General features: G+C 71.1%; 9 protein-coding genes. 7 read left to right on the plus strand and 2 right to left on the minus strand.

The genetic code is table 11. The features are described from left to right. Positions 1-51: 51 nt before the first annotated feature. Complete coding sequence (locus tag OG698_RS29320) at positions 52-1,551, minus strand: helix-turn-helix domain-containing protein (protein ID WP_406106544.1); 1,500 nt, start codon at positions 1,549-1,551, stop codon at positions 52-54. Between the two features lie 178 nt (positions 1,552-1,729). On the opposite strand from OG698_RS29320, the gene OG698_RS29325 reads away from it, so the two are divergent. The 3 genes from OG698_RS29325 (at position 1,730) to OG698_RS29335 (ending at position 6,028) form a co-directional block, all read left to right on the plus strand. Continuing rightward, positions 1,730-3,208, plus strand: a complete 1,479-nt coding sequence (locus tag OG698_RS29325) for a sodium:solute symporter (RefSeq protein ID WP_406106546.1) — start codon at positions 1,730-1,732, stop codon at positions 3,206-3,208. A gap of 72 nt (positions 3,209-3,280) precedes the next feature. After that, positions 3,281-4,252, plus strand: coding sequence for an agmatinase (speB, locus tag OG698_RS29330; protein ID WP_406106547.1), 972 nt, complete (start codon positions 3,281-3,283; stop codon positions 4,250-4,252). A 102-nt stretch (positions 4,253-4,354) separates the two neighbouring features. After that, the gene (locus OG698_RS29335; protein ID WP_406106549.1) at positions 4,355-6,028 is read left to right on the plus strand and encodes a thiamine pyrophosphate-binding protein; all 1,674 of its coding nucleotides are present in this window, start codon (positions 4,355-4,357) and stop codon (positions 6,026-6,028) included. Between the two features lie 97 nt (positions 6,029-6,125). Here OG698_RS29335 and OG698_RS29340 read toward each other — a convergent pair whose 3' ends face one another. Further along, positions 6,126-6,440 (minus strand): hypothetical protein, encoded by a 315-nt coding sequence (locus tag OG698_RS29340; protein ID WP_406106550.1) that lies wholly within the window; start codon positions 6,438-6,440, stop codon positions 6,126-6,128. A gap of 142 nt (positions 6,441-6,582) precedes the next feature. Between OG698_RS29340 and OG698_RS29345 the strand changes: the two genes are divergently transcribed. From OG698_RS29345 to OG698_RS29360, 4 genes are all read left to right on the plus strand, one after another. After that, positions 6,583-7,506 carry a serine hydrolase gene (locus tag OG698_RS29345; protein ID WP_406106552.1) on the plus strand — a complete coding sequence of 308 codons (924 nt, stop codon included), beginning with the start codon at positions 6,583-6,585 and terminating at the stop codon, positions 7,504-7,506. A gap of 134 nt (positions 7,507-7,640) precedes the next feature. Beyond that, positions 7,641-11,372 (plus strand): ABC transporter ATP-binding protein, encoded by a 3,732-nt coding sequence (locus tag OG698_RS29350; protein WP_406106553.1) that lies wholly within the window; start codon positions 7,641-7,643, stop codon positions 11,370-11,372. Between the two features lie 94 nt (positions 11,373-11,466). Next, positions 11,467-11,859: a hypothetical protein gene (locus OG698_RS29355; protein ID WP_406106555.1), complete on the plus strand. Its 393-nt coding sequence runs from the start codon at positions 11,467-11,469 to the stop codon at positions 11,857-11,859. Positions 11,860-11,960: 101 nt separating this feature from the next. Continuing rightward, positions 11,961-13,388 carry a S28 family serine protease gene (locus OG698_RS29360; protein ID WP_406106556.1) on the plus strand — a complete coding sequence of 476 codons (1,428 nt, stop codon included), beginning with the start codon at positions 11,961-11,963 and terminating at the stop codon, positions 13,386-13,388. Positions 13,389-13,401: the final 13 nt, after the last annotated feature.

Genomic DNA, 13,401 nt, shown 5'->3' on the forward strand with positions numbered 1-13,401 from the left:
TGCCGTCGGGCGCGGTGACGGGCCCCGATGTCCCGGGGGGTGGGACGGGCGTCACTCTGCGTGGCGCAGAGCGAACCACAGCTCCATGCGCACATCGGGGTCGTCCAGGTCGGTGTCCAGGAGCGTCGCGCACTTCGCGATGCGCTGACGCACGGTGTTGCGGTGGACGCCGAGCGCGGTGGCCGTACGGTCCCAACTCCCGTGCAGGGAAAGCCAGGTACGCAGCGTCTCGGTCAGCGCGGGCGTGTGGGAGATCGGGGCGAGGAGCGTCCGGGCGTGGGCCGTCGCCTCCCCGGGGTCGAGGAGCGAGGCGAGTCCCCGCGCGTCCGCGTGGTGGTGGACGAGCGGGGCATGGGTCGCCCTCGCCCGGGTCAGGGCGCGGGACGCCTGCGCGTCGGCCGCCGACAGGTCGTCCGTGGGAGCCGCGCCGCTCACCCCCATCACCCAGCCCTCCTGGGCGACGACCTCCTGGTCCGCGGGGAGCAGGGCGCGTACGAGGGAGTCGGTGGTGTCGACCAGGGGCGTGCCGAGGGAGACGGGCGGCGGCGACGGACGGTCCGGCGCGGCGTGGACCACCCGCCACGTGCCGTCGCCGAGCAGCGCCGCGACGCCGGCCGGCTCCTCGCCGAGCAGGAGCCGGACCAGGGCCGCCGAGCGCGCCGCCTCGGCCGTCGTCTGGTGTTCGCCCGTGAGCAGGGAGAGCAGGACCACCGCGACCCCCGCGATCGTGTGGTCGCCGGGGTCGCGCCGCCCCACCGCCGTCCCCAGCGCGTAGCCCTGGCCGCCGCCCAGCGCGTACGCCGCCAGATGCGCGCCGCCCACCGTGTCCGCCGCCGACGTGGGGGCGGGGAAGAGGCGCGTCTCGCCGGGGCGCACGATCCGCATCAGCTGGGCCATCGCCGCGCTCACCTCGGCCGTCGGCTCGGGGCCCGCCCGGCCGACCTCCGAGCCGTCCGGCGCGGTGAGCACCGCCCAGCCGCCGGTGCGCTGCGCCAGCTGCCGCAGCACCGCGGGCACCGGGTAGGGGCGCGCCGCCGCCGTTGCGAGGCCCTGCTGCGCCTCGCTGACGCGGCGCAGTTCCGCGTGGCGGGCCTGGGCCATCAGCTGCCACACCGCGCGCGTCACCCCGCTGAAGGTGGAGTGCGGCGGCACCTCCAGGAGCGGCAGGCCGTGCCGCTCGCAGGCCTCGACCAGGGCGCGCGGCACCGTGTCGTGCACCGGCGCGACCCCGAAGCCGAGCGCCGCCCCGCCCGCCGCGACGATCCGCGCCACGTAGTCGTCGTAATAGGGACCCGTGCCCGCCGACTCCGTCGCGTGCACCCCGGCGGTCAGCAGCAGCTCACCGCCGAGCAGGTACGGGTACGGGTCGGCCATCTCGGACGTGTGCGCCCAGTGGATCACCGTGTCGGGGCCGACGGGCGGGCCCGCGATCTGGCGCAGGCCCAGGTCCTCGCGGGCGAGCAGCGCGGTGAGCGGCACCGGCGGGGTGGGCGGAACGGCCGGTGCGGGGGGTCCTGAGGGGCCCGCCGGCGGCCGGGTTGCGTCCGGCATGGTGGATGTTTTCTCCATCCAGTCGCGGGAGAGTGGATAAAAAGTACACTTCAGCGTTGCTTTCAGGCCACCTAAGGTCGTGCCGACCGCAGGCCTCGGGTACGGGCGGATGTCCCCACGGCCGGTCAACCACCCCCATCTGCACGACACGCCACCGAGGTGCGCGAAGGAGGGCCCTATGGCCGTCGACTACACAGTGATCGTCGTCTATCTCGCCGGCATGCTGGCCATGGGCTGGTGGGGCATGCGCCGCGCCAAGTCCAAGAGCGAGTTCCTCGTGGCGGGCCGCAGGCTCGGCCCGATGATGTACTCCGGCACCATGGCCGCGATCGTCCTCGGCGGCGCCTCCACCATCGGCGGCGTGGGCCTCGGCTACCAGTACGGTCTGTCCGGCGCGTGGATGGTCTTCACCATCGGCCTCGGCCTGCTGGCGCTGTCCGTGTTCTTCTCGGCGCGCATCGCCCGCCTGAAGGTCTACACCGTCTCCGAGATGCTCGACCTGCGCTACGGCGGCCGGTCCGGGCTCATCTCCGGCATCGTGATGTGGGCGTACACGCTGATGCTCGCCGTCACCTCGACCATCGCCTACGCCACGATCTTCGACGTGCTGTTCGACATGAACCGCACCATCGCGATCATCCTCGGCGGCTCGATCGTCGTCGCGTACTCGACGCTCGGCGGCATGTGGTCCATCACCCTCACCGACATGGTGCAGTTCGTGGTGAAGACCATCGGCGTGCTGCTCCTGCTGCTGCCGATCGCCGTCATCAAGGCCGGCGGCTTCAGCGAGATGAAGGCCAAGCTGCCCACCGAGTACTTCGACCCGCTGGGCATCGGCGGCGAGACGATCTTCACGTACGTGCTGATCTACACGTTCGGCATGCTGATCGGCCAGGACATCTGGCAGCGCGTGTTCACCGCCCGCAGCGACAAGGTCGCCCGCGTCGGCGGCACCGTCGCCGGCACCTACTGCCTGGTCTACGCCGTCGCCGGCGCCGTCATCGGCACCGCCGCGAAGGTCATGTACCCGAAGCTGCCCAGCGCCGACGCCGCGTTCGCGACCATCGTCAAGGACGAGCTCCCCATCGGTGTGCGCGGCCTGGTGCTCGCCGCCGCGCTCGCCGCCGTCATGTCGACCTCGTCCGGCGCGCTGATCGCCTGCGCGACCGTCGCCAACAACGACATCTGGTCGCGGCTGCGGGGCGCCATCAAGCCCTCCGGCGGCGACAAGGACGCGGCGCACGACGAGGTGAAGGGCAACCGCCTCTTCATCCTGATCATGGGCGTCGCGGTGATCTGCATCGCCATCGCGCTCAACAACGTCGTCGAGGCGCTGACCGTCGCCTACAACCTGCTCGTCGCCGGGCTCCTCGTGCCGATCCTCGGCGGCCTGCTGTGGAAGCGCGGCACCGTGACCGGCGCCCTCGCCGCCGTCTCCGTCGGCGGACTCTCCGTCATCGGCCTGATGTGGGGCTACGGAATCCTCGCCAACGAACCCGTCTACTACGGCCTCCTGCTGTCCCTCGCCGCTTACGTCATCGTCTCCCTCGCCACCAAGCCGACCGACGCAGCGGTGCTCGCCGCCTGGCGCGAGCGGCTCGCCGGGCGCGGGGCCGAGGCGCAGACGGACGCGGAGCCGGTCACCGCCACTCAGTAAAGTCGCAAAGTGCTGCGTAGCCCCGTCAAGGGCTACGCAGCGCCAAGAAGCGTAGGAAAGAAGGCAATGCCCATGAGCAGCAACGAGACGCCCCGCGGTCCGGTCGACTCCTCCCGCGTGCCGCGGTACGCCGGTCCCGCCACCTTCGCCCGGCTGCCCCGCCTCGACGAGGTGGGCACCACGGACGTGGCCGTCGTCGGCGTGCCCTTCGACACGGGCGTCTCGTACCGGCCGGGCGCCCGCTTCGGCGGCAACGCGATCCGCGAGGCGTCCCGGCTGCTGCGCCCCTACAACCCGGCGCAGGACGCCTCCCCGTTCGCCCTCGCGCAGGTCGCGGACGCCGGTGACATCGCGGCCAACCCGTTCAACATCAACGAGGCCGTCGAGACGATCGAGGCCGCGGCGGACGACCTGCTCGGCACGGGCGCCCGCATGATGACGCTCGGCGGCGACCACACGATCGCGCTGCCGCTCCTTCGCTCGGTCGCCAAGAAGCACGGCCCGGTCGCGCTGCTCCACTTCGACGCGCACCTCGACACGTGGGACACGTACTTCGGCGCCGAGTACACGCACGGCACGCCGTTCCGCCGGGCCGTCGAGGAGGGCATCCTCGACACCTCCGCCCTCTCCCACGTCGGTACGCGCGGTCCGCTCTACGGCAAGCAGGATCTGACCGACGACGAGAAGATGGGCTTCGGCATCGTCACCTCGGCGGACATCTACCGCCGCGGCGCCGACGAGGTGGCCGACCAGCTGCGTCAGCGCATCGGGAACCGACCCCTCTACATCTCCATCGACATCGACTGCCTCGACCCGGCGCACGCGCCCGGCACCGGCACCCCCGAGGCCGGCGGCATGACCTCGCGCGAGCTCCTGGAGATCCTGCGCGGCCTGTCGTCCTGCAACCTCGTCTCCGCCGACGTCGTCGAGGTCGCCCCGGCCTACGACCACGCGGAGATCACGGCCGTCGCCGCCTCGCACACCGCCTACGAGCTGACGACGATCATGTCCCGTCAGATCGCGCAGAGCCGCGCGGCGAAGTAGTCCCGGTCGGGTTGTGGGCATTCGTTCCGCAGGGCGGGACGGGTGGGCACAACCCGACCATCGGGCCGCACCCGACCGACCACGCCACGCCCCGAGGGACCCATGACCCACGACCACGACCTGGAACTGCTGCCCACCGAGGCGCAGACCGCAGCCGCGCTGAACCCGCCGCCCGGCCGCAACGGCGGCGACCTCGTCGTCGAGACCCTGCACGGCCTCGGCGCCTCCACCGTCTTCGGGCTCCCCGGCCAGCACGCGCTCGGCATGTTCGACGCGCTGCGCCGCTCGGACCTGCGGTACGTCGGCCTGCGCGTGGAGAACAACGCGGGCTTCGCGGCCGACGCGTACGGGCGCGTGACCGGTGAGGTCGCGCCGCTCCTGCTCTCCACCGGCCCCGGCGCGCTGATGTCGCTCGCCGCGCTCCAGGAGGCGGCGGCCGCGTCGGCGCCGGTCCTGGCCATCGGCAGCCAGATCCCGGTCGCCGGGCTCGGCGGCGGACGCCACGGCTATCTGCACGAACTCCGGGACCAGCAGGCCTCGTTCCGGGACGTGGTCAAGTCCGTCCACACCGTGCGGACGCAGTCGCAGATCCCCTCCGCGATCGCCGCCGCCTGGGAGTCCGCCCTCACCGCGCCGCACGGCCCGGTCTGGGTGGAGATCCCGCAGGACGTACTCCTGGCCGCCACCACCCTGCCGGTGGTGACGGCGATGGACGCGACCCCGCGCGACCTCGTGCCCCGCCCCGAACTGACCGCTGTGGCAGCCGACTTGCTGTCGCGCGCCGAACGTCCCGTGATCATCGCGGGCGGCGGCGTCGTACGGTCGGACGCGAGCGGCAAGCTGGTCGCGCTCGCGGAGAAGATCAACGCCCCGGTCGTGTGCACCTTCGGCGGCAAGGGCGCGTTCCCCTGGGAACACCCGCTCTCGCTCCAGTCGTGGATGGAGGACCGCCACACGACGGACCTCCTGGAAGACGCGGACGTCCTGCTGGTCATCGGCTCAGGCCTGGGCGAACTCTCGTCCAATTACCACACGTTCGCGCCGCGCGGCCGGGTGATCCAGATCGAGGCGGACGCCGGAAAGCTGGAGTCCAACCACCCGGCGCTCGGCATCCACGCCGATGCGCGCCTGGCGCTCTCGGCGCTCCTGGAGACGGTCGCGGAGCGGCACGACCCTTCGGTTCCCGAGCGGGTCGCGGCCCTTCTCTCCGCGGTCCGCGAACGCCTGGACGGCCAGGACCTGGCCGTCGAGCGCGAGATCCTGGGTTCTGTGAGGGCTGCACTCCCGGCCTCCTCCCCCTCCTTCTGGGACATGACGATCCTCGCCTACTGGGCCTGGTCGGCGTGGCCGGGAGCGCTGCACTCGGCGCAGGGCGCGGGCGGCCTCGGCTACGGCTTCCCGGCCGCGCTCGGCGCAGCCGCGGCCGACCCGTCGAAGCCGGTCCTCGCGGTCTCGGGCGACGGCGGCGCGATGTACTCGATCGCGGAACTGGCCACGGCGAAGCAGTACAACCTGCCGGTGACCTGGCTGATCGTCGACGACGGCGGTTACGGCATCCTGCGCGAATACATGACGGACGCGTTCGGCGAGGCGACGGCGACGGAGCTGTCCCGCCCGGACTTCGTGGCGCTGGCCGAGTCCTTCGGGGTCCCGGGCGTACGAACGTCCCCGGAGACGCTGCGCGCCGACCTGGAGAAGGCACTCGCGGAACCGGGCCCGTCGGTCGTGGTGCTTCCCGCACTGCTGAAGATGTTCGCGCCTACGCATCTGGGCTGAGGCGATCAGCCGATCGGTCGTTCACGCGGCGGCCCCCGGGAGATGTCTTTCCGGGGGCCGTCGGCGTTTTTGGTCCCTGGTCCGCCAGGGGTTGCGTCTACGGGGTGCCGAGCAGTTCCATGACGCGTTCACGGATCTTGTCGGAGAAGTTCGAGGCTTCCTGCGCGTTGCCTCCATGTTCGGCGACCCTCGGGATCTGCCATTCCGAGAAGAGCGGGGCGAACCAAATGAGGCGGACGAAGTCGGCGTGCAGGGCCACGCCTTCCTCGATCTCGATGCCATGCAGCAGCCGCACATAGCCCTCTGCGAGGGCGGCGTCGAACTGCCCGTCACGCAGCTTGCCGAGCACTCCGTCCTCGTCGTCCCAGGCGAGGTCCAGTGCTTCCAGTACGGCCGGGTCTGAGTGCTTCATGATGGTGGCCAGTATTCAGTGATCGCCGCCGGTGTTCTGCGCCGAGATGTGTCGCGATTCGTACAACCCTTCGCCCCGACCCAAGAGTCATGTGAGGCGAGTGCGCCGGAGGCGTGCTCGTTCAGTTCCAGGGGGGACCCACATGACTCACCGAATATCCCTGCGCACCCGCGCGCTCCCGGCGGTGCTCGCCGCCGGCGTCCTCGTGCCGCTCGTCGCCGGCGTCGCGCCCGCTGCCGCAGCGACGACCCCGCAGGTCACCTGTACCTCCGGCAAGGCAGGCCTCGCCGCGAAGCTCCAGAAGGACATCACGGCCGCCCTCGCGACCCGTAAGGGGACCGTCGCCGTCGGGCTCCACGACCGGACCACGAACACCACGTGCTCGCTTCGGGCCACGTCCTCGTACGACTCCGCCAGTGTCGTGAAGGTGACCGTTCTCGCCACGCTGCTCTGGGACGCCAAGAAGACCAACCGGTATCTGACGACGCGCGAGGCGAACCTCGCCACCGCCATGATCACCAAGTCGGACAACGCGGCCACCACATCGCTGTGGAAGCAGCTCGGCACCACCAAGGTGAAGGGCTTCCTCAAGGCCGCCGGGATGACGCGGACCGTGCCGGGGTCCGGCGGCTACTGGGGGCTGACCCAGATCAACGTCCAGGACGAGCAGAAGCTGCTCTCGCTGGTCACCGCCAAGAACTCCGTCCTCAGTGACAACTCCCGCGCCTACATCCTCAAGCTCATGGGGAAGGTCGTGTCCTCGCAGCGGTGGGGGACCCCGGCCGGCGCGCCCTCGTCCGTCGCCGTGCACGTCAAGAACGGCTGGCTGCAGCGCTCCACGTACGGCTGGCGCGTGCACAGCATCGGGGCCTTTCAGGGCGGCGGTCATGACTACACGATCTCTGTCCTGACGCATGGCAACAGCACTATGAGTTATGGCGTGGACACGATTCAGGGGGTCGCGCGGGTCATACACAAGGACCTGACGCCGACTGCGCCCGCGGCGTCCCGCTACACCCCGACCAGCACGCCCAAGGAGGCCTTCGTCGCCGTACCGCAGGGCTGACCGGCCGAGGACCAAAGGACGGGGGGAACTCCGTCCTTGGTCCCGGTCCGCTCCCCGATTTGTTGCGGCGGGATGAAATCCGCCGTTCTCCGCGTTGGGCCTCTCGGCAGGTCAGGACAACAGGAGGCGGACACGTGGCGGAGCAACGGGGCTGGGGTCGGCGTCTCGCCGGGTACGCGTGGCGGTACCCGAAGGACGTCGTGCTCGCGCTCGGGGCGTCCCTGGGCGGCATGGCCGTCATGGCGCTGGTGCCCCTGATCACCAAGGTGATCATCGACGACGTGGTCCAGGACCACACCCGCTCAATGGCCCCGTGGGCGGGCGCCCTGATCGGCGCCGCCCTCGTCGTCTACGTCTTCACCTACATCCGCCGCTACTACGGCGGCCGCCTCGCACTCGACGTCCAGCACGACCTGCGCAACGAGATGTACGGGACGATCACCCGCCTCGACGGCCGGCGCCAGGACGAGCTGTCCACCGGCCAGGTCGTCGGCCGGGCGACCAGCGACCTCCAGCTCATCCAGGGCCTGCTCTTCATGCTCCCGATGACCATCGGGAACGTACTGCTCTTCCTGATCTCCCTCGTGATCATGGCGTGGCTGTCCCTGCCGCTCACCCTCGTCGCGCTCGCCGTCGCCCCCGCCCTCTGGTTCATCGCCAAGCGCAGCCGCTCCCGCCTCCACCCCGCCACCTGGTACGCGCAGGCGCAGGCCGCCGCCGTCGCCGGGGTCGTGGACGGGGCCGTCTCCGGCGTGCGCGTGGTGAAGGGCTTCGGGCAGGAGGACCAGGAGACCGGGAAGCTCAGGGAGGTCGGGCGGCGGCTGTTCGCCGGACGCCTGCGCACCATCCGCCTGAACTCCAAGTTCACCCCCGCACTCCAGGCGGTGCCCGCGCTCGGCCAGGTCGCGATGCTCGCCCTCGGCGGCTGGCTCGCCGTCCGCGGCCAGATCACGCTCGGCACGTTCGTCGCGTTCTCCAGCTATCTCGCCCAGCTCGTCGGCCCCGTCCGCATGCTCGCCATGGTCCTGACCGTCGGCCAGCAGGCCCGCGCCGGCGTCGAGCGCGTCCTCGAACTGATCGACACGGAGCCGTCCATCGAGGACGGCAAGAAGGAACTGCCCGCCGACGCCCCCGCGACCGTCGAGTTCGACGATGTCTCCTTCTCCTACGAAGGTGCCGACCGGGCCGTCCTGGACGGGCTCTCCTTCGAGATCCCGGCCGGCCAGACCCTCGCCGTCGTCGGCTCCTCCGGCTCCGGCAAGTCCACCGTCTCGCTGCTCCTGCCGCGCTTCTACGACGTCACGCACGGTGCCGTCCTCGTGGGCGGCCACGACGTGCGCGAACTGACCCTCGACTCGCTGCGGGCCGCCATCGGGCTCGTGCCCGAGGACTCCTTCCTCTTCTCCGACACCATCCGCGCGAACATCGCGTACGGCGCCCCCGACGCGAGCGACGAGCAGATCGAGACCGCGGCCCGCGCCGCCCAGGCCGACCGCTTCATCGCCGAGCTCCCCGACGGCTACGACACGACCGTCGGCGAGCACGGCCTCACGCTCTCCGGCGGCCAGCGCCAGCGCATCGCGCTCGCCCGCGCCATCCTCACCGACCCCCGCCTCCTCGTCCTCGACGACGCCACGTCCGCCGTCGACGCGCGGGTGGAGCACGAGATCCACGAGGCGCTGCGCGGCGTCATGGCCGGCCGCACCACCCTCCTCATCGCCCACCGCCGCTCCACCCTCGGCCTCGCCGACCGCATCGCCGTCCTCGACGGCGGGCGCCTCGCCGCGATCGGCACCCACGAGGAGCTGGAGGCCGGATCGGCCCTCTACCGGCGCCTGCTCACCGACCCCGACGAGCTCGGCGGGGTCTCGCCGGGTCACGTCGCGCCCGCGCTCCCCGACGAGGACACCTCGGTGCGCGACGAGCTGGACGCCGAGTTCGACGCCGAGCGCGGGATCACGCCCATCCTGTGGACGGGCGACCGAGAGCCCAAGGACACCGCGCTCTCCGGGATGCCCGCGACGCCCGAACTGCTCGCCCAGGTCGACGCCCTGCCCGCCGCGACCGACGTCCCGGACATCGACGAGGCGCGCGCGGTGACGCCCGAGGAGTCGTACGGGCTGAGGCGCCTGCTGCGCGGATTCGGCGCGCCCCTGCTGATCAGCCTCGCCCTCGTCGCCCTCGACGCCGGCATGGGCCTGCTGCTCCCCGTACTGATCCGGCACGGCATCGACGAGGGCGTCTCGCAGCTCGCGCTCGGCGCCGTATGGGCGGCCGCCGCGCTCGGCCTCGTCACCGTCCTCGTCCAGTGGTGCGCGCAGATCGGCGAGACCCGCATGACGGGACGCACCGGCGAGCGGGTCCTCTACTCGCTCCGACTGAAGATCTTCTCCCAGCTCCAGCGGCTCGGACTCGACTACTACGAGCGGGAGTTGACCGGGCGCATCATGACCCGCATGACGACCGACGTGGACGCCCTGTCGACGTTCCTCCAGACCGGCCTGGTCACCGCCTTCGTCTCCGTCGTCACGTTCTTCGGCATCATGGGCGCCCTCCTCGTCATCGACGTCCAGCTCGCCCTGGTCGTCTTCGCGACGCTCCCGCCGCTGATCGTCGGCACGTTCTTCTTCCGCCGCTCCAGCGTCAAGGCGTACGAACTCGCCCGCGAGCGTGTCTCGGTGGTCAACGCCGACCTCCAGGAGTCCGTCGCCGGGCTGCGCATCGTGCAGGCGTTCCGGCGCGAGCGCTCGGGCGCCGCACGGTTCGCCGAGCGCAGCGGCGCCTACCGCAGCGCCCGTATCCGCGGCCAGTGGCTGATCTCGGTGTACTTCCCGTTCGTTCAGTTCCTGTCGTCCGTCGCCGCCGCCGCGGTGCTGATGGTGGGCGCGGGCCGGGTCGAGGCGGGCACCCTGACGACCGGTGCGCTCGTCGCGTACCTCCTCTACATCGACCTGTTCTTCGCGCCCGTGCAGCAGCTCTCCCAGGTGTTCGACGGCTACCAGCAGGCCACCGTCTCGCTCGGCCGCATCCAGGAGCTGCTCCAGGAGCCGACGTCCACGAAGGACGCCGACGAACCCCTCGACGTCCTCTCCCTGCGCGGTGACATCGCCTTCGAGGACGTGGACTTCGCGTACGGGGCCGCGGACGAACAGGAGGCGGCACTCAGCGACGTGGCCCTGCGCATCCCCGCCGGGCAGACCGTCGCCTTCGTCGGCGAGACCGGTGCGGGCAAGTCGACCCTCGTCAAGCTCGTCGCCCGCTTCTACGACCCGACGGCGGGCCGCGTCACCGTCGACGGCACCGACCTGCGCGACCTCGACCTGACGAGCTACCGCCACCGCCTCGGCGTCGTGCCGCAGGAGGCCTACCTCTTCCAGGGCACCGTGCGTGACGCCATCGCCTACGGACGCCCCGACGCGACCGACGCCCAGGTGGAGGCGGCGGCCCGCTCGGTCGGCGCGCACGAGATGATCGCCACCCTCGAAGGCGGCTACCTCCACGGGGTCGCCGAGCGCGGCCGCAACCTGTCGGCAGGGCAGCGGCAGCTCATCGCCCTGGCCCGCGCCGAGCTCGTCGACCCCGACATCCTGCTGCTCGACGAGGCGACCGCCGCGCTCGACCTCGCCACGGAGGCCCAGGTCAACCAGGCCACAGACCGCATAGCGGGCAAGCGCACCACCCTCGTCGTCGCGCACCGGCTCACCACCGCGGCCCGCGCCGACCGGGTCGTCGTGATGGCGGACGGGCGCGTCGCGGAGGACGGCACGCACACCGAGCTCCTCGCACTCGGCGGACGGTACGCCGAGCTGTGGCGGACCTTCGCCGGCGAGCCCGAGCCCGAGGCCGAGATCAGCTCTTCGCTGTGACGGGGGATCGGTGCAACCACCGGCCCTGTGTGCTGCGTCCGTTCATCAGTACGCTGTGGCACACGTGACTGGAGGGGCGACGGTGGGTGGAGGCATGAGCGAGGGCGGCATACGCAGACGGCTGGCGGCCGCGGCAGCAGTACTGATCTCCTCGGCGCTGCTGGCCCTCGCGGGGCCGGCCGTCGGCACGGCGCAGGCCGCGGCGATCTGCCCCGGCCACAAGGTGCGCACCCTGCCGTTCTCCACCGGCAGGACGGTCCTCTACCGCAGCGGCAACTACCTCTGCGCGTACACCCTCACCAAGCGCGACGGCGTACGGCAGAAGATGTCCGTCAGCGTGCAGGCGCGCGGCAGCAGGCCGGTTCAGGACAGCGGGCGCTACATGCACCACGCGGGCCCGGTGACCGTCCACACGGGCCACCGCTGCGTGTGGGTGAGGGGCACGGTCGGCAGGGCCTCGGTGAGCTCGGGCTGGATCCTCTGCTGAACGCGCGCCCCGTGCGCTGACAGAACACCAAGAACCCCTGACAGAACAGATGTTCCTCCGCTAGGTTCCGGTGCGCATCTGTGTTCTACAGGGGAGTATGCATGCGCAACGCGCTGAGATGGCTGCTCGCGCTCGTGGTGCTGATAGGCACCGTGAGTACGGCCACAGCGGCCACCGCCGCTCAGGCCCGGCCGGCGGCCGCCGACACCAGTACCGATATCAAGGACCGGCTCCTCGCCATACCCGGCATGAGCCTGGTGGAGGAGAAGCCCTACACGGGCTACCGCTACTTCGTCCTCAACTTCACCCAGCCGGTCGACCACCGGCACCCGTCCAAGGGCACCTTCCAGCAGCGCATCACCGTGCTGCACAAGGACGTCAGCCGCCCGACGGTCATGTTCACCAGCGGCTACAACGTCTCCACGACGCCCAGCCGCAGCGAGCCGACCCGCATCGTCGACGGCAACCAGATCTCCGTGGAGTACCGCTTCTTCACCCCGTCCCGGCCCGCGCCGGCCGACTGGTCCAAGCTCGACATCTGGCAGGCGGCCAGCGACCAGCACGGCATCTACCAGGCCCTCAAGCCGATCTACGGCAAGAACTGGCTGACCACCGGCGGTTCCAAGGGCGGCATGACGGCCACGTACTACGAGCGCTTCTACCCGCGCGACATGGACGGCGTCGTCGCGTACGTCGCGCCGAACGACGTCGTGAACAAGGAGGACTCGGCCTACGACGACTTCTTCAAGACGGTCGGCCCGAAGGACTGCCGCGTGGCGCTGCAGAACGTGCAGCGCGAGACGCTGGTGCGCCGTGACGCCCTGGAGAAGAAGTACGCGGACTACCTGAAGGCCAACAACTACACCGTGGACACGGTCGGTTCGCTGGACAAGGCCTACGAGGCCACGGTCCTCGACCTGGTGTGGGGCTTCTGGCAGTACCAGCCGTCGCAGACGGCGTGCGCCGAGGTGCCCGACGCCGCGACGGTCACGGACCAGGCGCTCTTCGACTACGTCGACGCGGTCGGCGGCTGGTCCTCCTACGCGGACCAGGGCCTCACCCAGTACACGCCGTACTACTACCAGGCGGGTACGCAGCTCGGCTCGCCCGACATCAAGCAGCCCTGGCTGGGCAACCTGTCGCGCTACGGCTACCAGCCGCCGCGCAACTTCGTGCCGAGCTCCATCCCGATGAAGTTCCAGCCGTCGGCTATGCGCGACGTGGACTCCTGGGTGCGTCACCACGCGACGCGGATGCTGTACGTCTACGGCTCCAACGACCCGTGGGGCGCCGAGCGGTTCCGCCCCGGCAAGGGCTCGACGGACTCGTACGTGCTCACCGCCCCCGGCGCCAACCACGGGGCGAACGTCGCCGGTCTGAACGCCGACGACAAGACGTTCGCCACGGAGCGGATCCTGAAGTGGGCCGGCGTCTCCGCCCCCGCCGCGCAGGCCGCCAAGCCGCTGGCCCCGTACGACGCCAGGCTCGACAAGCGTGACGTCCAGCGCGAGCTGACCCTGCGGCCCTAGCCGCAACCGTCGG

The organism is Streptomyces sp. NBC_01003, from assembly GCF_045162695.1.
Lineage (GTDB): Bacteria > Actinomycetota > Actinomycetes > Streptomycetales > Streptomycetaceae > Streptomyces.

What these genes read in the sequence shown, in the direction of transcription:
- OG698_RS29320 (WP_406106544.1), bottom strand. Translation starts at nt 1,551, where the DNA reads ATGCCGGACGCAACCCGGCCGCCGGCGGGCCCCTCAGGACCCCCCGCA.
- OG698_RS29325 (WP_406106546.1), top strand. Translation starts at nt 1,730, where the DNA reads ATGGCCGTCGACTACACAGTGATCGTCGTCTATCTCGCCGGCATGCTG.
- speB (WP_406106547.1), top strand. Translation starts at nt 3,281, where the DNA reads ATGAGCAGCAACGAGACGCCCCGCGGTCCGGTCGACTCCTCCCGCGTG.
- OG698_RS29335 (WP_406106549.1), top strand. Translation starts at nt 4,355, where the DNA reads ATGACCCACGACCACGACCTGGAACTGCTGCCCACCGAGGCGCAGACC.
- OG698_RS29340 (WP_406106550.1), bottom strand. Translation starts at nt 6,440, where the DNA reads ATGAAGCACTCAGACCCGGCCGTACTGGAAGCACTGGACCTCGCCTGG.
- OG698_RS29345 (WP_406106552.1), top strand. Translation starts at nt 6,583, where the DNA reads ATGACTCACCGAATATCCCTGCGCACCCGCGCGCTCCCGGCGGTGCTC.
- OG698_RS29355 (WP_406106555.1), top strand. Translation starts at nt 11,467, where the DNA reads ATGAGCGAGGGCGGCATACGCAGACGGCTGGCGGCCGCGGCAGCAGTA.
- OG698_RS29360 (WP_406106556.1), top strand. Translation starts at nt 11,961, where the DNA reads ATGCGCAACGCGCTGAGATGGCTGCTCGCGCTCGTGGTGCTGATAGGC.